The sequence below is a fragment of the Paenibacillus dendritiformis genome (assembly GCF_945605565.1).
Lineage (GTDB): Bacteria > Bacillota > Bacilli > Paenibacillales > Paenibacillaceae > Paenibacillus_B > Paenibacillus_B dendritiformis_A.
In genome coordinates, this window is record NZ_OX216966.1 from 1,277,256 (window position 1) to 1,298,545 (window position 21,290).

The 21,290-nt window shown below is 56.8% G+C and carries 14 protein-coding genes; 11 read left to right on the top strand and 3 right to left on the bottom strand.

Going from position 1 to position 21,290, the window contains the following annotated elements:
- Nucleotides 1-29: 29 nt before the first annotated feature.
- From NNL35_RS05625 to NNL35_RS05635, 3 genes are all read left to right on the top strand, one after another.
- Nucleotides 30-3,077, top strand: a complete 3,048-nt coding sequence (locus NNL35_RS05625) for a hybrid sensor histidine kinase/response regulator (RefSeq protein WP_006678508.1) — start codon at nucleotides 30-32, stop codon at nucleotides 3,075-3,077.
- A gap of 333 nt (nucleotides 3,078-3,410) precedes the next feature.
- Nucleotides 3,411-4,532 carry a cytochrome P450 gene (locus NNL35_RS05630; RefSeq protein ID WP_006678509.1) on the top strand — a complete coding sequence of 374 codons (1,122 nt, stop codon included), beginning with the start codon at nucleotides 3,411-3,413 and terminating at the stop codon, nucleotides 4,530-4,532.
- Between the two features lie 189 nt (nucleotides 4,533-4,721).
- Entirely contained in the window at nucleotides 4,722-4,901 is a 180-nt protein-coding gene (locus NNL35_RS05635) for a hypothetical protein (RefSeq protein ID WP_006678510.1), read from the top strand.
- Nucleotides 4,902-5,032: 131 nt separating this feature from the next.
- Here the strand turns inward: NNL35_RS05635 and NNL35_RS05640 are convergent, their stop codons facing one another.
- From NNL35_RS05640 to acnA, 3 genes are all read right to left on the bottom strand, one after another.
- Nucleotides 5,033-5,941, bottom strand: a complete 909-nt coding sequence (locus tag NNL35_RS05640) for a Gfo/Idh/MocA family protein (RefSeq protein WP_006678511.1) — start codon at nucleotides 5,939-5,941, stop codon at nucleotides 5,033-5,035.
- Between the two features lie 112 nt (nucleotides 5,942-6,053).
- Entirely contained in the window at nucleotides 6,054-7,457 is a 1,404-nt protein-coding gene (locus tag NNL35_RS05645; protein ID WP_006678512.1) for a hypothetical protein, read from the bottom strand.
- Between the two features lie 214 nt (nucleotides 7,458-7,671).
- Entirely contained in the window at nucleotides 7,672-10,398 is a 2,727-nt protein-coding gene (acnA, locus tag NNL35_RS05650) for an aconitate hydratase AcnA (RefSeq protein WP_006678513.1), read from the bottom strand.
- Nucleotides 10,399-10,721: 323 nt separating this feature from the next.
- Here acnA and NNL35_RS05655 point away from each other — a divergent pair, with 323 nt between their 5' ends.
- The 8 genes from NNL35_RS05655 (at nucleotide 10,722) to NNL35_RS05690 (ending at nucleotide 21,207) form a co-directional block, all read left to right on the top strand.
- Nucleotides 10,722-11,717, top strand: a complete 996-nt coding sequence (locus tag NNL35_RS05655) for an amidase domain-containing protein (RefSeq protein WP_006678514.1) — start codon at nucleotides 10,722-10,724, stop codon at nucleotides 11,715-11,717.
- Nucleotides 11,718-11,838: 121 nt separating this feature from the next.
- Nucleotides 11,839-12,960 (top strand): D-alanine--D-alanine ligase, encoded by a 1,122-nt coding sequence (locus tag NNL35_RS05660; RefSeq protein WP_006678515.1) that lies wholly within the window; start codon nucleotides 11,839-11,841, stop codon nucleotides 12,958-12,960.
- 967 nt (nucleotides 12,961-13,927) lie between these two features.
- On the top strand, nucleotides 13,928-14,431 hold the full coding sequence (locus NNL35_RS05665; RefSeq protein ID WP_006679433.1) for a metallophosphoesterase family protein: 504 nt from the start codon (nucleotides 13,928-13,930) through the stop codon (nucleotides 14,429-14,431).
- A 187-nt stretch (nucleotides 14,432-14,618) separates the two neighbouring features.
- The gene (locus NNL35_RS05670) at nucleotides 14,619-14,948 is read left to right on the top strand and encodes a hypothetical protein (protein WP_006679432.1); all 330 of its coding nucleotides are present in this window, start codon (nucleotides 14,619-14,621) and stop codon (nucleotides 14,946-14,948) included.
- Between the two features lie 563 nt (nucleotides 14,949-15,511).
- Nucleotides 15,512-17,722, top strand: a complete 2,211-nt coding sequence (locus NNL35_RS05675) for a hypothetical protein (protein ID WP_040734136.1) — start codon at nucleotides 15,512-15,514, stop codon at nucleotides 17,720-17,722.
- 43 nt (nucleotides 17,723-17,765) lie between these two features.
- Complete coding sequence (locus NNL35_RS05680) at nucleotides 17,766-18,956, top strand: HEAT repeat domain-containing protein (protein WP_006679430.1); 1,191 nt, start codon at nucleotides 17,766-17,768, stop codon at nucleotides 18,954-18,956.
- 31 nt (nucleotides 18,957-18,987) lie between these two features.
- Nucleotides 18,988-20,376, top strand: a complete 1,389-nt coding sequence (locus NNL35_RS05685) for a glycosyltransferase family 2 protein (RefSeq protein WP_006679429.1) — start codon at nucleotides 18,988-18,990, stop codon at nucleotides 20,374-20,376.
- A 33-nt stretch (nucleotides 20,377-20,409) separates the two neighbouring features.
- A complete protein-coding gene (locus tag NNL35_RS05690) occupies nucleotides 20,410-21,207 on the top strand; it encodes a response regulator (RefSeq protein ID WP_006679428.1) in 798 nt (265 codons plus the stop codon).
- Nucleotides 21,208-21,290 lie beyond the last annotated feature (83 nt).

The following is a 21,290-nucleotide window of genomic DNA, read 5'->3' on the forward strand; positions in this document are numbered from 1 at the left end:
GCAATGAGACAAAGAAAGTTGTAGATCCTATGTCCATACGAAAAATTATGATAACCGCCGGGTTGGTCTTGGTCATTCTGACGAGTATCCGCCTGTTGTGGATAGCGAAGTTCACGGCGCCGGATTCCCCGCAAGCCGAACAAGGCGTGTTGGATTTGCGCGGCTGGGATATTTCCGCCGAACGGGTCTTTACGCTAAATGGAGAATGGGAATTCTACCCCGGCGTATATTTGCAGCAGGGGGATCATCCCCCTGCAGACGAGCGGCATATGCTGCAGGTGCCCGGCAATTGGAAGGCGAATGTGTTCGAGGCGGGCTATGGTTACGGGACGTACCGGCTTCGCATTTTGATTGATCCGGGAGAGGGAAAGTCGTTGGCTATTCGGGTTCCCAATATTCAGAACTCGTCCGAGTTGTACGTGAACGGCCGTCTGCTGGCGCATTCCGGCCGTCCGGCTGCAGATGCCGAGCACAACATTGCCCAGAACATTCCTTATTCCGCGTTCTTCGTTCCTGACGGCGGCGAGGTCGAGCTTGTCATTCATGCCGCCAACTTCATGAACCGGCGCATCGGCGGCATCGCGCGCCCGCTGTTATTCGGCACGGCGGAGGCCGTAACCGGCGCGACGTGGCTGAGCATCGGCACCCAATTAATGGTATGCATTGTCCTCTTCATGCATGTTGTGTATGCCATCATTTTGTATTTCATTGGAGGGCGGCAAAAAGCGCTCATTTATTTTTCGCTTCTCGTCATCAGCGCGATCATCATGACCCTGGTGGATGATGACAAGGTGCTGCTGGATTGGCTGCAGCTCGACTATGAATGGTATGTCAAGCTGATTTATATATCGATGTTCGGCGTCTCGGGCTTCCTGCTGCAGTTCGCCAAGCATTTATTTCCGGAGTATAGACAGGTTGCCGCCTTTCGATGGCATGGAGCCGCGTGCTTAGCTGTGTCCTTCTTCATTTTTTGTGTGCCGGCCCGGGTTACGTTAAGCATTGATATTTTATACAGCCTGGTCATTATCTTCTCCTACCTTATCGTTCCCGTTATTATGCTGCGCGCGTCCATGAAAACGGAACGTGATGCCATTTACTTATTGATCTCGGCGATAGCCGTTACAGTCAATATTATGTGGGGAAGCATCAAGACGAGAGTGTGGTTCGAATTGACCTACTATCCGATCGATTTGATTATCGCCTTTCTCGCCTTCGCCACGTTCTGGTTCAAGCGATTTTTCCGGACTTCGGCCCAGATGGCTGATTTGAACGTTCAATTGATTAAGGCGGACAAGGTGAAGGATGAGTTCCTGGCGAACACTTCGCATGAATTGCGGACTCCGCTGCACGGCATCATTAACATGGCCCAGAGCGTGCTCGAGGACGAGCGGCGATCGCTGACCGAACCGAACCGCAAAAATTTGGAGCTGATCGTAGCGGTCGGACGCCGCATGTCGCATCTGCTGAACGATCTGCTCGATTCCTCCCAGCTGAAGCAGGAGAAGCTGCGGCTTCAGCTGCAGCGCGTGTCCGTCCCCCCGGTGGCGATCGGCGTGATCGACATGCTGTCCTTCATGACCGAAGGCAAGCCGATCCGGCTGGAGATGAACATTCCGGAGGAGCTCCCTCCCGTCATTGCCGACGAGGAACGGCTCATTCAGATCCTGTTCAACCTGCTTCACAACGCGATTAAATATACGGACGAGGGCGCCGTGTTGGTCGACGCCTATGTCCGGAAGGGGTACGCGCATATCGGCGTCTCGGATACCGGGCGCGGGATGGACGAAGCGACGAAGCGAAGAGCATTCCAGGCGTATGAACAGGGAGAAGCGAGCACGACCGTCGGGGGCATCGGCCTCGGCTTAAGCATTACGAAGCAGCTGGTTGAACTGCATGGCGGAACGCTAAAGGTGGAATCGGAGGTAGGAACCGGTTCTGTGTTCACCTTCACGCTTCCGCTGGCGCAGACGGCAAGCCCGGTCTGGAAGAGAGGGAAGGCGGAGCCCGCCTTGCTTCGAAGCCGCCGTACCTCTCTGCCTGCCCCGGGCGTTCCAAACAGTTCGCCGGAAATGGCCGCTGCGGCAGACGGCATGAACATATTGGCTGTCGACGATGATCCGGTCAATCTGAACATTCTGACCAATCTGCTGTTCGCGGAAGGATATAATGTCGCGACCGCCATGAACGGCAGGGAGGCCGCCGCCATGCTGGATCAGAAGCGCTGGGATCTGATCGTTGCCGATGTCATGATGCCGCATATGTCCGGCTATGAGCTGACCCGCGCCGTTCGCGAGCGGTTCTCCATGTCAGAGCTTCCGGTGCTGCTGCTGACGGCTCGCAGCCGGGCGGAAGACATTGATTCCGGCTTCCGCGCCGGAGCGAATGATTATGTGACGAAGCCCGTTGAAGCCTTGGAGCTGAAGTCGCGGGTGCGGGCATTGACCGACCTGAGACGGTCGGTCGGGGAGCTGCTGCGAATGGAAGCCGCCTATTTGCAGGCCCAGATTAAGCCGCATTTCCTGTTCAATACGTTGAATTCCATCGTGGCTCTGAGCAAGCTCGATGCCGATAAGATGCGCGCGCTCATTGAATCGTTCAGCAAATATTTGCGGCTGAGCTTCGATCTGTGGAATGCGGAGCATCTCGTCCCGCTGGAGCACGAGCTGGATCTCGTGCGCGCTTACCTGACGATCGAGAAGACGCGCTTCGGCGACAGGCTGGATGTGATCTGGGACGTGAACTACGAGCTCGATGCGGAGCTTCCGCCGCTGACGATTCAGCCGCTCGTAGAGAATGCGCTCCGTCACGGCATTCTGAGCCGATCCCAAGGAGGAACCATTCATATTCGCATTGATGCGGAGGCAGACGGAATCCGGATCGCCGTGGCGGATGACGGGGTCGGCATGGACAGTCATACGTTGGAGCGGTTGCTGACAAGCGGCAAGGGCCCGCAAGGTGGAATCGGCCTGATCAACACGGACAAGCGGTTGCGGAAGCAGTATGGCCAAGGATTGAGCATTCAGAGCATGCAGGGGGAGGGGACGACGGTATCCTTCCACATTCCGAATAAGCGGTGACGAGGCCGCTCCAGTAGACAAAGCCCGCAGGTTCCCTCATGACAAGGGGCTTGCGGGGCTTCGTGAGCCGCCCTCGCTGCCTCTCACATAGGCTTGTTGCATGATGAGGAATGAATGAGAAGATGCCCGTCCCGAGACCGATTTACAGGTTATGGGTTATATGGTACCTTCGACTTGGAACTGACGGTCAGTCCAATTCTACTTGGGGGATAGTTGAGAGGATGAGCAGGCAGGAGCAGCACATTTCTCCGGAGGAGCTGGAGGAGATACTGTTCCGCATCGTGATGAATGGAAGCTTGATCTAACGCATGGGAAGAGAGGAGAGATTGAACCATGGAGTGGGCACGTGAACATGACTTGCTGCCGCTGTCTCATTTCGCGAAAATGCGGGCGGAGAGTCCGCTGGTGCTGGAGAATAATGTGTGGAATGTGTACCGGTATAATCGGCTCAAGGAGATTTTTGCCGATCATGATCATTTCTCTTCGGATGCGATGACCGAGGAGAAGGAGCCGATCGAGTTCAGCATTTTGCGTATCGATCCGCCGAAGCATCGCCAGATGCGTACGCTCGTGACGACAGCGTTCACGCCGCGGTCTATTGAAGAGATGATTCCGCGCATCGAAGCGGTAACGCATGAGCTGCTGGATAAGGCGGCGCAGGAGGGGCGGATGGATGCGGTGCGCGATTTTACCGGGCCGCTTCCGGTCATTATCATCGCGGAGATGCTCGGCATTCCGGCCAGCGATCGCGAGCAGTTCCGGGAATGGTCGGACGCGCTGGTCAGCAATGACTATGAGCGCTATGTCAATTGCCAGAAGGAGATGTCCGTATATTTCGAAGCGATTGCGGAGGAGCGCCGCCACAATCCGCAGGACGATCTGATCACCCGGCTGGTGCACGCGACCGCTGACGGGGAGCCTCTGTCCTCTATCGAACTGATCGGATTCTGCATTCTGCTGCTCGTCGCGGGCAACGAGACAACGACGAATCTCCTCTCTTCGGCCCTGCTCTGCTTCGACAGCGATCGCGAGGCTTGGCGTGATATCCGGGAGGATCGCTCGCTTTTGCCAGGGGCAATCGAGGAGGTGCTGCGCTATGCGTCGCCTATCCAGGTCATGGACCGCCGCATCAAGGAGGATGTGGAAGTAGATGGTCAGCTATTGAAGGCAGGGCAATATATACTCCTCTGGATTGGCTCGGCGAATCATGATGAATCGGTCTTCGATCAGCCATCTGTCTTCAATATCCGCCGCCACCCGAACCCGCATGTCGCTTTTGGCCACGGCATTCACTTCTGCCTCGGGTCCCAACTCGCCCGGTTGGAGGCGAAGATTGCTCTGAACGCGATGCTTGACCGGTTCCCGAACTACCGCCGCGATCATTCTCATCGGCTGGAACGCATCGACAGCCAGCTTGTGTTCGGCGTGAAGTCCCTGCCGATTATTCTGGATTAAGCAGCGTGGACGTAAGAGCTTCGAAGCGCTCGTACGCCTATGCCTCAGGCAGCCCTGCCCCGATGGAGAAGGCTGTCTTTGTTAATTTGGTGCAACGCATGAAGGCAATATACGTATAGTCTGGTATAGAGTTGCAAGGGAAGATGAGTTCTCTCGCATCCGGCATGAATCGAAGGGAGGGTTAGCACCTTGACTTTTGTGTGGGAAAATATGATCGTCGCCCTCGTTCTCATGCTGCTGCCTGTCTTGCTTATCATTGGCGTGGTCGTATATGCTCGGAGAAGACGGAGCCGCTCGCACGCCGCGCAGAACGACTGGGAGGGGAACAGCCGCACACCGGACAGGGGCATCGAGCCTCAGAGAAGGTAGCGGCGCCGGGCGGAGAGGCTCCGCCCGCCAGAACCGCCTGCCCGGCTTGTTGGACGGAATATGCGGCATTCACCGCCCCCTGGATGCTCCCTGGGAAGGGAACGCGTCAGGGGGCGTTCTTATTGCCTTGCTTAAAGCAGCCTTACCGTACGATTCCCGGCGAGGCTCGCATTGGCCGCTTCCAGAAAGGCGATAAGCTCCAGCGTCTCCGTGAGCGGGACATCCGGCTCCCGGGTCTGGAAGAAAGCCATAACCCGTTCCAGCAGGCTCGCATAGAACGGCTTGGCATCGGCCGCCACATCGGCATAGCGAGATTGGCGCTCGCCATGAACGAGCGCGCCGAACGCTCCGCCCTGGCGGCCGCGGATCGTCGCCACGCGCCCGTCCTCCCAGCGGGCGGTAATGCACTCCCCGCCGGGGATCGCTTCCGCCCGGACTTCCCGGCACCCGGGCCCCATGGCCGCGTACAGCATCTCCGCACAGTGGATGCCGTAATAGAACAGCCCCGGCGCGCCATCTCCCCGCGGCGTCGGACCGAAGGCATCCACGCCTTGCACATAGGCCCTGCCTTCCGCCTCGGCCGTCACTTCCTGCACCGCCGAAGTGAGCGCTTCCGCATAGCGCAGCGCGGAGCTGCTCATGACCGGCGTGCCGTATTGGGCGGCCAGGTCCGCGATGCGGTTGGCGGAGGCGGTGGAGAGCGCCAGCGGCTTGTCGATGAAGACGGGCTTGCCGAAGGGCGCCACCGCCGCGAACTGCGCTTCATGCACGCCACCGTCGACCGACTCCAGCAGCAGGACATCGCATTGCTCCGCCAATGACGGGAGATCCGGCACGAGGGTGACGCCGTACTGCCCGACGAGCTCATCTGTATACGCTTTCAAACGGGATATGCTCAACTCCAGCCCGGGCGTCCCGCCTTGATAGGCGGCGACGACCTTCCCGCCCGGCACATGATAGGGATGAGTGTCATCATTCAGCAGCGCGGTGAAGGCCGTGACGTGGGATGTATCGAGTCCGATAATTCCGATTCGGAGCATTATGCTACCTCCTAGCTACTTTTTGGATAATTGCTCCTTCTATCGTACTCTGATTTTGGCGCAGGCGCCAGACATTTCTTGTCCTGACGCGGTATGACCTCCGCTGCCGCTCTCACTGAAGCGCCAACAGAAGAATGGCGGCGAGCGTAGTTGCCGTCAGACCGATGACGACGGGAATCAGATTGCGGCGGGCGAGCTCGAATGGGCTGACGCCGCAGATGGCGGCCGCAGGGATAAGCGCCCACGGAATAAGCGTGCCGCCCCCGACCCAGATGCCCGCGATCTGGCCGAGCGCCGTCAGCGTCGCCGTTCCGCCGCCACTGGCGGCTCCGAACAGGGAGGCGACCGATCCGGCGAGCGAGATGCCGGAGAAGCCGGAACCGTCCAGGCCCGTTATGGCGCCGACGACGGCCAGCGTCCCGGCTCCGACGGCCGGGTGGAGCGGCACGCTATGGGCCAGCGCGATGCCGAGATCATTGACGATCCCTTGGGACGCCTCCGGCAGCCCGTGATGGAACAGATCGAAAAAGGCCGCATCACCAAGATAGAAGAAGGCGGCGATCGGAATGACGGGGCCGAACACTTTGAAGCCGAACTGCAAGCCTTCGATCAGGTAGGCGGTCGTCGCCTCCAGCGCCTGCTTCCGGTGGGTGAGCCCGGCCAGGAGCACGAGAATCGCGATCGCCGTACCGCCGATAAGGGCGGTGGCCTCTCCGCCTTGCAGATGGAGGCGGAACAGCAGGATGACATCGATGGCGAACAGCAGCGGGATAAGCAGCGCCACCGCCGTCTTCGCCCGGGCGGATAGAGGCAGGCGTGCCGGCTCGCTGCCGGCGGCATTGTTCGCCAGACCGGTCGCCATCGTAAGCCGGCCGGCACGCATATCGCGGCACATCATCCAGTAGGAAACGGCCACGGTGACCGCGCCCATGACGAGGACGAGCGGCACGCTTGCTTGCAGCACCTGCTGCACAGGCACGCCCGCCGCGTCGGCGGTCAGCTTCGGCGCGCCCTGGATGACGAAGTCGCCGGACAGCGCGATGCCGTGGCCGAACAGATTCATGGCCATGGCGACCGCCAGCGGGGGAAGGCCTACGCGGACGGCAGCCGGTAGCAGGACGGCACCGATAAGGGCGACGGCTGGGGATGGCCAGAAGAACAGGCTGATGAGGAACATCAGGAGCCCGACCGTCCAATAGGCCGGGCCCGGCCCTCGCATCAGCCGCGTGAATGGCGAGATCATCGTCTCGTTCACGCCGGAAGCGAGCATCACGCGGCTCATCGCGACGATGATGGAGATGATGAGGATCGTCCCCAGCAGTTGCTCGAGCGCATAGATGAAGCTCGTGAACATGCCGCTCACCGCCGAGCTGGCGGACGAGGTGGCGAGCAGTCCTAACGCAAAGATGCCGATCAGGCAGACGACCGTGGTGTCCCGCCGCAGGACGAGGCACAGAATGATGAGGGCGACGAACAGCAAATAGACGGCGTGAATGCCGGTTAATGCGACTGTCATGCAGAATCGCCTCCGTTGGATATGCCTTGGTCTCAAGATAGTTCATCCTATGCGGGAGCCTAGCTGTTGGGAAGCGGTTGGCATCGGGGACAGATAGAAATAATTGCGGCGGAACCCTATGTGGGGAACAAAAAAGAGCTGCTCCCGGCGGTCATGGACCTTTGGGAACAGCCCCGTTTTTATTTTTCAATAGTTGCGCAGTCAAGCATTTCGCTTACGCATTCGCCTTTTCTCCGGCAATCATTTGCCGCAGTACGGTTTGCAGGATGCCGCCGTTGTGGTAGTAGTCGACGTCAACCATGCTGTCCAGGCGGACCGTAACCGGGAATTCGAACGTCGTGCCGTCTTGGCGAGCCGCTGTGACTTGCAGCGTTTGTCCCGGTTGAATGTCGTTCGACAAGCCGTTGATGCTGAACATTTCCGTGCCGTCGATGCCGAGCGCCTTCCAGCTGTGGCCTTCCTGGAATTGCAGCGGAAGCACGCCCATGCCGACCAGATTGCTGCGGTGGATGCGCTCGAAGCTTTCGGCGATGACCGCTTTGACGCCGAGGAGGTACGTTCCCTTCGCCGCCCAGTCGCGGGAGCTGCCTGTACCGTATTCTTTACCGGCAATGACAACAAGGTTCGTGTTCTCTCCTTGATATTTCATGGATGCATCGTAAATGGACATCACCCCATCGTTCGGCAAATACTTCGTCACGCCGCCCTCGGTGCCCGGAGCCACCTGGTTGCGGATGCGGATGTTCGCGAACGTTCCGCGCATCATGACCTCGTGGTTGCCGCGGCGGGAACCGTAAGAGTTGAAGTCTTTGCGTTGAACGCCGTTCGCGATCAGGTATTCCCCTGCCGGGCTGTCCGCCTTGATATTGCCGGCCGGCGAGATGTGGTCCGTGGTCACGGAATCGCCAAGCAGCGCCAGGACGCGGGCATTCTCGATATCGGCGATATCTCCGAGCTGGGTGCCCAGATTCTCGAAGAACGGCGGATTCTGGATATAGGTAGACTTCTCATCCCATTCATACAGCTCGCCTTCCGGAACCGGAATCGCATTCCAGCGCTCGTTCTGCGTGAAGACATGCTCGTATTTTTCGCGGAACATCGAAGCGTTGATCGCTTGCGCCATCGCCTGCTTGATCTCTTCCGAAGAAGGCCAGATATCTTTCAAATATACAGGCTGGTTGTTCTTGTCGTATCCGATTGGCTCGTTATCCAGGTCGATATTGACCGTGCCCGCGAGCGCGTAGGCGACGACGAGCGGAGGCGAAGCCAGGTAGTTCGCTTTCACTTGCGCGTGAATGCGGCCTTCGAAGTTCCGGTTACCGGACAGAACCGCCGCGACCGTCATGTCGTGATCGGCAATCGCCTGGCTCACTTCATCCGGCAGCGGACCGGAGTTCCCGATGCACGTTGCGCAGCCGTAGCCGGCGACATGGAAGCCGAGCTGCTCCAGCGAATCCATCAGACCGGATTTCTTCAAATACTCCGTAACGACCAGGGAACCCGGCGTCAAGCTGCTCTTCACGTAAGCCGGCTTGCGCAGTCCGCGCTCGACAGCCTTCTTCGCCACCAGGCCCGCACCGAGCATAACGCTTGGGTTGGAGGTGTTCGTGCAGCTCGTAATCGCGGCGATGACGACAGCGCCTGTCGACAGTTGGCTTGTCTCGCCGTTCGGATGAGCTACTGGCACTTTCTGCTCGATTTTGCTGTCGGACAAGCCGTATCCGCCTTTGTCGATCGGCGTGCGGACGATATCGAGGAAGGACTGCTTCATATTCGACAGCTCGACGCGGTCTTGCGGACGCTTCGGTCCGGCAAGGCTCGGCACGACCGAACTCAGGTCGAGCTCAATGATGTCGGTGAAGACAGGGTCCGGCGTATCGGTATGGCGGAACATGCCTTGCGCCTTGTAGTACGCTTCCACCAGAGCGACTTGCTCCTCGGTGCGGCCGGTAAGTCGAAGGTAGTTCAGCGTCTCATGGTCTACCGGGAAAAATCCGATCGTCGCGCCGTATTCCGGAGCCATGTTGGCAACGGTCGCTCGATCCGCCAGGCTGATCGATTCGAGACCCGGGCCGAAGAACTCGACGAATTTGCCGACGACGCCTTTTTTGCGCAGCATTTGCGTAACGGTCAGCGCCAGGTCGGTCGCGGTCGCGCCCTCTGCAAGCGTTCCCGTCAATTTGAAGCCGATGACTTCCGGCGTAATGAAATAGAGCGGCTGGCCGAGCATGCCGGCTTCGGCCTCAATTCCGCCAACGCCCCAGCCGACCACGCCGAGACCGTTGATCATCGTCGTATGGGAATCCGTACCGACGAGGGAGTCAGGGAAGACTTCGGTCACGCCGTCGACTTCCTTGGTCGCGGCCACGGAAGCCAGATATTCCAGGTTCACCTGGTGAACGATACCGGTAGCCGGCGGCACCGCACGGAAATTATCGAATGCCGTCTGAGCCCAGCGCAGGAAGCGGTAGCGCTCTTCGTTGCGCTCGAACTCCACGTTCATGTTATATTCCAAAGCTTGATCCGAACCGAAAGCGTCGACCATTACCGAGTGGTCAATAACGAGATCGACTGGAACGAGCGGGTTGATGCGCTTCGGATCGCCGCCCGCTTTTTTCACCGTATCGCGCATAGCCGCCAAATCGACGACAACCGGTACGCCGGTGAAGTCCTGAAGAACGATGCGAGAGGGAATGAACGGAATTTCCTTGTTTTCATCTTGACCTTCCGCCCACTTTGCAATTTGGTTGACGTGATCCTTCGTAATCGCGCGGCCATCGAATTGGCGAACGGCAGCCTCAAGCAGGACTTTGATCGAGAACGGAAGGCGATCAATTCCTTGGTAGCCTTGCGCGCCCAATGCTTCCAGGCTGTAATAGCGGTACGACTTGCCGCCGACCTTCAGTTCGCGCGCCGTAGAGAAAGCATCTGTTCTTGCCATTGAAAATTACCTCCTTCTAAATTCTGTTCATCCGAAGCCCGCCATGGAGCTTCACGCTGTCATGCTTCATTTGTTTTACATTGTCCGTTTCATCTGATGAAACCCGATTTCATAAATTGCTTACATCTTTAGTATATCGTGTTCGCGAGACACCGTAAAGAGCTTTTCCCGCACAAACGTGCCTAAATCTACCGCTTCGACATGCGAAGCGGCATTTCTGCATACAATGGATAGCAAAATACCGGGCCGGCGGAGAGAAAAGAGCGATAGGCTCCGTCCGCGGCTGATGCGGCAAAAGTGAGTGAAGGAGGTGGAGAGAGGAGATGCGTCACGACTGGAAAACGACCCTTTATTTGTACGTAGATCAGCATAATCGTTCTGAAATCGACGATCGGCCCCGGGCCATACACGCGCCGGTGACCGACATGGAGCATGCGCTCCTCACGAGCGAACGGGCGCGGAGACTGGCCTCGTGGTACGAGAGCCGGGGGGCAAGTCCGACCAAGAGCGAGACGAAGGCGAAGCTCCTGCGCACCCATGAGGCTGATCAGGAGGTTACGGTAGACCTCGAATTCCATATCCGGAGAGGCTATGAGCAGAAGGGGCTGCCTCTGAAGGATGAGAGAATTGAGCGAGAGCGGTTGACCTTGCTCAAAGAAGGAACCGGGTGGGTCGTGTCCCGGGTGGAGATTCCGGTGCCGGAGCGGCGGGGACAGCAGTTCTTCGGAGCTGAGCAGGAGCGGGCATCGCGTTCGAACCGCTCGCTGCCGCTGTTGAACCGGAATGTGCTTGGGCCGTCCACCTCGCTGCGGGCCATTCCGTACCGCCGCGACAAAGCGGTCGCTTACGCGGACGAATGGTGGAATGAACCGAACCCGCGCTTCCTCAGCTTCGAGGTCGATTGCACCAATTATATCTCGCAATGTCTCTTTGCAGGCGGCGCACCGATGAACTATACTGGTAGAAGAGATTCGGGCTGGTGGTATAAAGGCATGGTTAACGGCCAAGAAGCGTGGAGCTACAGCTGGGCGGTCGCCAACAGCTTGGAGCGGCATTTGACGAACAGCACGTACGGCCTGCGGGCCGAGCTGGTCGATCATCCCGGTGATCTGCAGCTCGGTGACGTCATCGCGTATGATTGGGACGGCAACGGTCATTACCAGCATACGACGATGGTCACCGCATTCGATGCGAACGGCATGCCGCTGGTGAATGCTCACACGGTAAGCAGCCGCCACCGGTACTGGGATTACCAGGACTCGTATGCATGGACGGAAGCGACGCGGTACCGCTTTTTCCATATTGTCGATGCATTTTAGGTTGCCAGGCGGGGAAGGAGACAATCCGTTCCCGCTTATTGCGGTGTGGCCCGATGTGCGAGGCGTGACGGGCATTCTGGGAGAAGACAACAGGCGCATCTGGCGCTAACCGGAGGGGAACATGGAACAAGAACGCAAATTGCGCGTCGGTCTCATCTACGGCGGCAAATCAGGGGAACATGAAGTATCGTTATCTACAGCTTTTGCGGTGATGGGAGCGATGGATTACGGCAAGTATGAGATCCTTCCTTTTTATATTACGAAAAAGGGAGAGTGGCGGGTTGGCACATGGCGGGACCGGCCGTTCGCGAACCAAGAGGAACTGATGCTGGAATCGTTCAGAGGGGGAACCGTAACCGCGATGGAGATGCTGTTCGCCGGCATAGACAACGCGGAAGGGCAGTCGGAGGACGGCGTGAACCGGCGCCAGATCGATGTCGCCTTCCCGCTTCTGCATGGCACGAACGGCGAAGACGGCACCATCCAGGGACTGTTGGAGATGGCCGACATCCCGTATGTCGGTGCAGGCGTGCTCGCCTCTTCCGTCGGAATGGACAAAGCCATCATGAAGCAAGTCTTTGCTCACGCGGGATTGCCGCAGTGCAAATACGAGCATTTTCTCCGCTGGGAGTGGGATCAGAATCAAGCGGAGATTATGGACCGGGTGCAGACCGAGCTGGGCTATCCTTGCTTCGTGAAGCCGGCGAACCTCGGCTCCTCGGTCGGTATTTCCAAAGCCCGCGATGCCGCGGAATTGAAGCAGGCTATTGAATTCGCGCTGCAATACGATCGGAAGATTATTGTAGAGGAGTTCGTTGACGCGCGGGAAGTCGAAGTGAGCGTTCTCGGCAATGACGAGCCGCAAGCGTCCATACCGGGCGAGATTATCTCATCCAATGAATTTTACGATTATAAGGCAAAATATATCGACGGCAAATCAGAAATCGCCATCCCCGCGCCGCTGGACGAGGAACTGCTGGAGCGCATCCGCGAGATGGCGCTGCAGGCCTACCGTGCCATCGACGGCTCCGGACTGTCGCGCGTGGATTTCTTCGTCCGCCGTTCCGACATGGCCGTCCTGATTAATGAAGTCAATACGATGCCGGGCTTCACTCCGATCAGCATGTACCCGATCCTGTGGCAGGAGATGGGCATCACGTATCCGGCTCTGCTCGAACGTCTCATTCTGCTCGCTCTGGATCGCTTCGAGACGAAGCAGAAGCTGCAATACGAGAACGTATAGCTTCACACTTCACAGCTTGCTTCCAGCGCCCAGGCGCTTGTCGATGGCAGGCTGAATAAAAGCAATGAGAGGGCCTGCCGGACATGGACAGCATGTGTCGGGCGGCTTCCCGAGAAACCCGGTCTTTGCTAAGACTTCGGGTTTCTTTTTCATTTGGGCGTGTTGAAAGGGAACGATGCATATAATAGGAAGAAAAACGGTAAATAGCACCCGCCAAGGTGAACACTGGCATGCGGTGAAATCGGTGGAAAGGAAATGTCGAATGGGAGGGTATGCCTTACGAACCCCTTACGGTCACTATCCCCTTGCTTCATAAAACAAACAAATACCGCGTCTACTGAACACCATGCACGCCAATAGGGAACGAACCCGGCCCACATTCGGTTGTCGCTCTACATATGAGCATGTACCTACCTGCTGAGCGCTCCAACCCGGCCCGTTCGGACGGTCTGCGTCCTATCCCACGCTGAGCGGAGGGGATAGTGCCTGTAAGGCCCGCCGTCCCCGTCCCATCCCGCGCTGAGCGGAGGGGATAGTGCCCGTAAGGCCCGCCGCCCCCGTCCTATCCCGCGCTGGCGAAAGGGATAGTACCCGTAGGGCCCGCCGCCCCATGTCCTATCCCGAGATGAGCGGAGGGGATAGTGCCCGTAAGGCCCGCCGCCCCCGTCCTATCCCACGCTGAGCGAAAGGGATAGTGCCCGTAAGGCCCGCCGCCCGGTCCTATCCCACGCTGAGCGAAAGGGATAGTGCCCGTAAGGCCCGCCGCCCCCGTCCTATCCCGCGCTGAGCGAAAGGGATAGTGCCCGTAAGGCCCGCCGCCCATGTCCTATTCCGCACTGACCGAGTGGGATAACGCGGCAAAGGGATCGACGTGAGGCGGGAGTTGTGCCACAATAGATATCAATCAAGAAGAAGGCTGCGAGTGAGCATCCTATTTCAGGGAAAAGAAAAGGAGGAAGGAGAGCCTATGCGCATCGGAATCGTGTCGGATACCCATATGCCCCATCGGGGACAGAAGCTGCCTCGCGCGCTGGTCAAAGGGCTGCGCGGCGTTGATCTCATCCTGCATGCGGGAGATTGGACATCTCCAAGCGTCATCCCGATGTTCGAGTCGCTGGCCCCGGTTAACAGCGTCGCCGGGAATAATGACGGTGCGGATATTGTGAAGCGCTTCGGCCGCCGCAAAATCATTGAGGCTGGCGGTATCCGGATCGGGCTCGTTCATGGGGACGGGGCAGGCCGATCGACGAAGGATATCGCCTTCCATACTTTCCGCAATCACGGTGTCGATATCATTGTCTTCGGCCATTCGCACATCCCGTATATGGAAGAAAGGGAAGGAATCCTGCTCTTCAATCCCGGCTCCCCGACGGACAAACGGCTTCAACCGAAGTATTCGTACGGCCTGTTGGATATCGGAGAGGATCTGTCCCTCAGGCTTCGCCATATCTATTACCGCAGCAAGGAGTAACCGAACAACCTCCGCTCTCATCTCTATCCGGCGGGCTGGCATTATGGGCTGGCCCGCTTCTGTTATATGTTGGAGTAGGGGTTACAGGGAGCCGCGGACGAGGAGCGAGAAGTTTCTGTGCTGATGCCTCCGGAATGCGCATAAGGTGAAGTGTACCTTATTTCAATCCGATCGGAGGTTCAGGCCCTTGCATCAGCCATATTCCGCTCATCATTACCCGGATCCGCATCAACAACAAGTTGTCTATCAGATGGAGCCGGGCACGGTTCAAGCCTTGCATTCTATACGTGACCGGGTTCAGCATATGGGTCGTATGTATAAGGATCGGCATGTGCGGGTTCAGACGATAGACGGGGAAGTCTATGATGGCATTATCGTCAATGTGGACAGATGTCACCTCTATTTGTACACTAGACCGCTGACGGAGCAGCGGGCATTGTCAGGGGCGTATTTTGACAATGTCATTCTCCCGCTTGTTCTATATGAACTGCTGGTCATCACGCTGCTTTATACGTAATCCTGCCTGAATTGAGGCGGATTTGTCCTCAATCCTTGCATGCTACATGCAAGGATTTTTCTTTTCTGGAGAGAGGGAGGAGAGCTAGTCCTTTTTTATCCATTTTAGTCCAGCCATTTTTAGGATTATTTTTACATGAAAATAGTAGAAATTAACTAGAAATTGTTAAAACCATTTTGATGCATTGAGTGTTAATATAAAATATGACTAAAGAACGAAAAAACTAGGTATTATTGGTAAAATGGTTACAATACCGAAACTTTTAAAGGAGGCATGCGTCTAACCATGACAACTAAAGAAAACCAGAACCAGACTCCTGCTTTTCTCCTCACTGATAGACGGGACTAACCGAATAGACCGTCTGATCACGGGCTACTGCCTTCCGCCCGCATAGAACCATTTTTTTGACTCAAGGGTCCTGAACAAAAAGAGTCTAAATAACCATGTTAAACCATTGGTTTTCTTGGTTATAGTTAATGTTAGGTGTTGCGGCTGATTCCCGTGGCACTCGATAAGTCACAGGAAATTCGTTGTGCAGGAAAGGGTGAACAATACTACGACCCATGAGCCGGAGAATGAAGTGGAATCTCATTACAGTTGTTGTCTTGCTTCTCGCTGTCGGCGGGCTGGCGGGGTATTATTTACCCGGTCTGCTGTATCCGAAGCAGATAGCCTATGCTGATGCGAGCGGCATAAAGCTGAAGTTCAAAACGGAAGGAGATCAATTCCTCGAATACAGGAATGAGCAGTTCGAACCGTTATTTGTGAAAGGAGTCAATCTTGGGGCGACGGTTCCGGGACACTTCCCGGGTGAATTTCCGGTCGATGAGGAGACGTATTTGCGCTGGTTCCGCCAAATCCATGATATGGGTGCCAATGTCATCCGCGTCTATACGGTGCACCAGCCGGTCTTCTACAAGGCGCTAGTGAAGTTCAATCGGGAGGAAGCGGAGCGCCCGCTCTATTTTATACAAGGAATCTGGTCCCCGGAGGAGCAGCTCATCGAGAAGCAGGATGCGTATCTTCCGGAGATCGAACAGGAGTTCAAGCAGGAAATCGAGAAGGCGGTCAAGGCCGTCTATGGGGATCTGGATATCCCGGTCAACCCGGGGACAGCAGGGGGAAAGTACAAGCAGAATGCAGGACAATATTTGATGGCCTGGCATCTCGGGACCGAGTGGGACCCGTCGATGGTCGATAATACGAACCGCCTGCATAAGGATGTGAAGCCCTACCAAGGAAGCCGGTTCCAGGCGACGGAGAAGGCAACGCCGTTCGAGAGCTGGCTGGCAGAAATGATCGATCATGCGGCAGAGCTGGAGAGCCGTTACGGCTGGCAGCACCCAATGACGTTCACCAACTGGGTGACGACCGACGTGCTGACGCATCCCGGCGAACCGCTGTACCAGGAAGATATGGCCAGCGTCGACGCCCGCCATATTCAGCCGGTTGACTGGAAGGCCGGATATTTTGCGGCATACCACGTGTATCCGTATTACCCGGACTTTTTCCATCTGGACAAGACGCTGCAGACGGTGAAGGACGAGAATGGCCAGTTCAATACGTATAAAGCGTATTTGCGCCTGTTGAAGGCGGAGTATCCCGATATGCCGGTCATGATTACCGAATACGGGGTGCCGGCTTCGATCGGCATCTCCCATCTGGGCATGGGAGGCCGCAATCAAGGAGGCCATGACGAGCGGGAGCAAGGCCGCATTAACGCTTCCTTGACGAAGGACATTTATGACGAGCAGTTCGCCGGCGCGATTCTGTTCATGTGGCAGGATGAATGGTTCAAGAAGACCTGGAACACGATGCGCTTCGAAATTCCGGAGGATCGCCGTTCCTACTGGCTGAACGTGCTGACGAATGAACAATTGTTCGGTATTCTCGGCATGTATCCGAGCAAGGAAGAGCAGATCGTGCTTGACGGCGATTGGAGCGACTGGGAGGCCCTGGAGGACAAGGTTCAAGTGAAGACCGAGCTTCCGGGCATCCGGGAGATGTGGGCGACCCATGATGAAGCTTACGTCTATCTCGCGCTCAAGCTGGACAAGCCGTTCGATCCGAAGTCGCAGCAGTTGCACATCGGATCCAGCGTGCTGGAGGGGGGCAACCGCACCATGCCGGAGCTCCCGGGCCTGAAGCTGGATGAAGGGCTGGAGACGCTCATCACGCTCGGTACGGATCAAGAAAGCGAGATTCGCATCACGTCCAACTATGATTTCAACAACCGGCTGTATGGTCCGTCTGGCTATTGGATGGTGGAGCCGGGCAAGAAAGAGCTTCAAGACAATTCAGGGATATTCAATCCGTGGAAATTGGCAGTCAGCCTGAAAATGGAGCCGCCAGATACGCGAACGGCGCATCCGTTCCAGGACGTGACGGTAGGCAAGCTGATCCGCGGGACGAACAATCCGCAGGATGAACAATATCAATCGCTTGCCGCCTGGCAGTACAAGGGGGACTTCATCGAGCTGCGCATCCCATGGATGCTGCTCGGCTTCGCCGACCCGAGCTCGAAGCAGGTCATCAGCTACGATCCGGTCAAAGACAAGCGGACGTTCACGACCGTGAAGACGGAAGGCATCCGGTTCCTGCCTTGGCTGTCGGATCGGGGACAGGCTTCAGCCGGGAAAAAGGCCGTACCTTACGCTTTCCTAAATATCCCAGTATACCAATGGGATGACTGGGAGCAGGTTGGCTATACCGAACGATTGAAGCAAAGCTATACCGACATGAAAAATATATTCGAGCAGCTGGGTGCAGAGTAGCGGCCCACGCTGCGCTTTATACCGACAAAGGAGGCACGCGTACATGTTTTCCAGTTTGGGAGTCGCTCTCGGCTTCATTTACGTTTGTCTTGGCTTGATTGGAATCGGTGTACTCATTTTGTTATTGATGAAAGCACGCAATAACCGGCTAGCCAAGCATCAGGAGATTTATTTGGAGAAGCATCAGCCCTATTTCGTGTATTTGCAGAGACATATGCTGGACCCGGATCCGTTCCAGCCTCCCAAGGGGCCTCTTCGTCCTCTGGAGATGCGGGTGATTCAGGAGAAGCTGATGGAATGGATGGAAAAATTCAGCGGGGAGCAGCAGCAGAAGCTGTCGGCGCTCTGTGAAGAGATGGGTCTGGTCGACCGCGACATTAAGGAATTAGGCAGCCTGTTCTATTCCAAGCAGATGAAGGCGGCGTTCCGATTGGGCGGAATGCGCTCCGAGCGGGCGGTACCCCATCTGACGAAGGCGATGATGCAGGAGAAGGACGGTCCGCTTCTACAGGTGCTGGCGCGTTCCGTGGCCAAATGCGCCAACGATGCGGAGCAGCTTCATACGATGCTGCAGCAGTTGACGCGCCACCGCCAGAGCCATTTGCTGGCTGCGGAGGTATTGGAAGAGACGCGGGTGAACGCGACCCCGATGCTCGTCCGCTGTCTCAAGGACGAGTCGGACAATATGGTCAAGGCGGCATTGCTCGCGTTAAGCGGACAGACAGACGTCGCGTTGACGCCCGCCCTGCTTCCGCTCGTTGACAGTCATGACAAAGAGATCCGGGCCCTCGCGGTCAAAATGCTCGTTCGCGCCGGACATGCGCTGACCGAGAACAACATCCGCGAATGGATCAAGGATCCGGAATGGGAGATCCGAGCCGCTGTGGCAGAAGCGCTCGGACATTCCAAGAACACGGATCGAATCCCGGTGCTTAAGCAAGCATTGACCGATTCCAATTGGTGGGTTCGCTACTACAGCGCGAACAGCCTGTCCAATATGGGGGATGAAGGCTTCCATGCGCTGTGCGAAGCAGCGCTGGAGACCGACGATCACTTCAAGTCGGACATGGCGAAGGATCGCATACACAAGGAGCTTCTGCGTGAACACTTCTTTGCTGGCCGGCGAGAGCAGGGTGCCGGATATCAGCCGAAGCGGATCATCTATGAGCAGTATTTCGGCGAGGCCGCGATCGCTCCGCTACTTGGCAGAGTAGGAGGCGATTATTCTGCTTAGAGATCTGCTGCTTGTCTATGGCATCGTCATCATGTACTACGTCATTATTGTCAACTCTATTTATTTCGGCATAATGCTGTGTTCTTTTAAGAGCATTTTCTCAATTGTTCGCCGCAAGCGTTACGCGCTGCGCAGCAATCTCGCAGGCTCGGAGCATGTACCGCCGGTATCGCTGCTCGTGCCTGCCTATAATGAAGAATTGACGATTATCGAGAATGTGAAGTCGCTCATGACGCTCAATTATCCGACTTACGAGATTATCGTTGTCAATGACGGCTCCAGCGATAGTACGCTGCAGGTGATGATCGAAGAGTTCGGGATGTACCGCATGGACAATCTGGCCGTGCGCTACGCGGTAAAATGCACGAAGTTCCGGGGCGTCTATTACAATCCGGAATTCCCGAATCTGTATCTCATCGACAAGGCGAATGGCGGGAAGGCTGACTCGCTCAACGCGGGAATCAACTTCTCGCATTATCCGCTCATCTCGTCGATCGACGCCGACTCGCTGCTGGAGAAAGATTCGCTTATCCAAATGGCGAACCTGTACATGTCCAATCCGGAGGAGTATGTGGCCATCGGAGGCAACGTACGGATCGCCAATGGCTGCAAAATCGAGAACGGCACCGTCACCGATGTGAGACTGCCGAAGAAGTGGTGGCCGATGTTCCAGACGCTGGAGTATTTGAAGGCGTTCCTCGGCGGCCGCATCGGCTGGGGCGCGATCAACGGGCTGATCATCGTCTCGGGCGCGTTCGGGCTGTTCCGCAAGGATTATGTCATCAAGGTCGGCGGGTACCGCGATGGGTATCCGGGCGAGGACATGAACATCATTATCAAGCTGCACCGCTATATGTTGGAGAATAAACTGCCGTACCGCGTCGCGTTCTGCCCGGAAGCGGTCTGCTGGACCCAGGCGCCGGATACGTATCATATTTTGTCCAATCAGCGCAAGCGCTGGGGACGCGGGAATCTGAAAAACATGATCGAGAACTACGACATGGCGTTCCGTCCGAAGTACAAAGTATTCGGCTTGCTGTCGATGCCGTATACGATTTTGTTCGAGGCGCTGAATCCGTACTTCAAAGTCACGGGCTTGCTTGCCCTTCTCGGCTATGCCTTCCTGGACATGACGCAGTGGCCTATCGTGCTTATCTTCATGCTGATTAATTTCCTGTCCGGCATGCTGCTTGCCATCGGCTCGCTGCTGCTGGAGGAGATCGCCTTCAAGCGATATCCGCGGATTAGCGACCTGCTGCGCATGCTCGCGTTCAGCGTGCTCATGTTCTTCGGCTATCGTCAGTTGGGAGGTCTATGGCGGATTCAAGGCCATATTCAATATTTCCAGAACAACAACTCGTGGGGGGCGATGACCCGCCAGAGCTGGCAAGAGGACAGCAAGCCGGTCAAATCGGCTTGACGATAACAGTTGGGAAAGGTGGTATTTCCGAAAATGCTGAACACGGTAATGAAACCGGAAGCTGCACCGTCTGTCAAAGAAAAGGTCCATCGCTTGTGCGCCAATGTCAGCGACCGCCTGGGGGTGATTCTTCTTCACGCTCAACCGTTCGGTTCGAACTGGGAAGCGCAGGTACGGGAGTGGCTCTCGGCTGACCGGAATCTCCGCTTCGAGCTGCTGCGGGATGCGGCGCATGACATTCTGGCCGTGCTGCTGCCGGACTGCGCGCTCGACATGACCCACTATCATGCGCTGCAGCTGAAGATGCTGCTCGAGCAGAGCCATGTCGGCAAGCCGATCGTATGCGCGATAGCCGCGCTGGATAACCCGGCGGAAGCGGAAGCGCTCCTCTTCAACCGCTGGTTGGAGCTGAAGACGATGGACGGTACCGCCGGCATCTGCGTCCTGCACGATGAGCTGGAGGCGCCTGATGCGAAGAAAATTCTCATCGTCGACCATGACGACAGCGTGCGCGAGTTCCTGCAGATTCAGCTCAAGCTCCAAGGCTATGAGGTGCACGCGGCAATCGATGCGATCACCGCCCTGGACCTGATCCGGAAGGAAGGCTACGACCTGATCGTCACCGAACTCAATCTGTATGGGTTGAACGGCTTGCCGTTCATTTCCCAGATTCAGAAGATGGAACTGGCCAAAGAGCCCAAAATCGTCATTCTGTCGGAGCAGCGCGTAGGAAGTACAATCGAGCACTGCTTCCAGCAGGGCGTCAGCGATTATATTACGAAGCCATTCTCGCCGGCGGATTTAGACGCCAGAATCAAAAGCTGTTTTTAAATAGATATATAAGTGCGTTCCCGCAGGCCGGTAAGCGGACTGTGGGAACAAACTCTATAATCCAATTCTTCTATGGAAGGTGA

Excerpts from the sequence above, each read along its gene's own strand:
- NNL35_RS05625 (WP_006678508.1), top strand. The coding sequence starts at position 30 with ATGTCCATACGAAAAATTATGATAACCGCCGGGTTGGTCTTGGTCATT.
- NNL35_RS05630 (WP_006678509.1), top strand. The coding sequence starts at position 3,411 with ATGGAGTGGGCACGTGAACATGACTTGCTGCCGCTGTCTCATTTCGCG.
- NNL35_RS05640 (WP_006678511.1), bottom strand. The coding sequence starts at position 5,941 with ATGCTCCGAATCGGAATTATCGGACTCGATACATCCCACGTCACGGCC.
- NNL35_RS05645 (WP_006678512.1), bottom strand. The coding sequence starts at position 7,457 with ATGACAGTCGCATTAACCGGCATTCACGCCGTCTATTTGCTGTTCGTC.
- acnA (WP_006678513.1), bottom strand. The coding sequence starts at position 10,398 with ATGGCAAGAACAGATGCTTTCTCTACGGCGCGCGAACTGAAGGTCGGC.
- NNL35_RS05655 (WP_006678514.1), top strand. The coding sequence starts at position 10,722 with ATGCGTCACGACTGGAAAACGACCCTTTATTTGTACGTAGATCAGCAT.
- NNL35_RS05660 (WP_006678515.1), top strand. The coding sequence starts at position 11,839 with ATGGAACAAGAACGCAAATTGCGCGTCGGTCTCATCTACGGCGGCAAA.
- NNL35_RS05665 (WP_006679433.1), top strand. The coding sequence starts at position 13,928 with ATGCGCATCGGAATCGTGTCGGATACCCATATGCCCCATCGGGGACAG.
- NNL35_RS05675 (WP_040734136.1), top strand. The coding sequence starts at position 15,512 with ATGAGCCGGAGAATGAAGTGGAATCTCATTACAGTTGTTGTCTTGCTT.
- NNL35_RS05680 (WP_006679430.1), top strand. The coding sequence starts at position 17,766 with ATGTTTTCCAGTTTGGGAGTCGCTCTCGGCTTCATTTACGTTTGTCTT.
- NNL35_RS05685 (WP_006679429.1), top strand. The coding sequence starts at position 18,988 with ATGTACTACGTCATTATTGTCAACTCTATTTATTTCGGCATAATGCTG.
- NNL35_RS05690 (WP_006679428.1), top strand. The coding sequence starts at position 20,410 with ATGCTGAACACGGTAATGAAACCGGAAGCTGCACCGTCTGTCAAAGAA.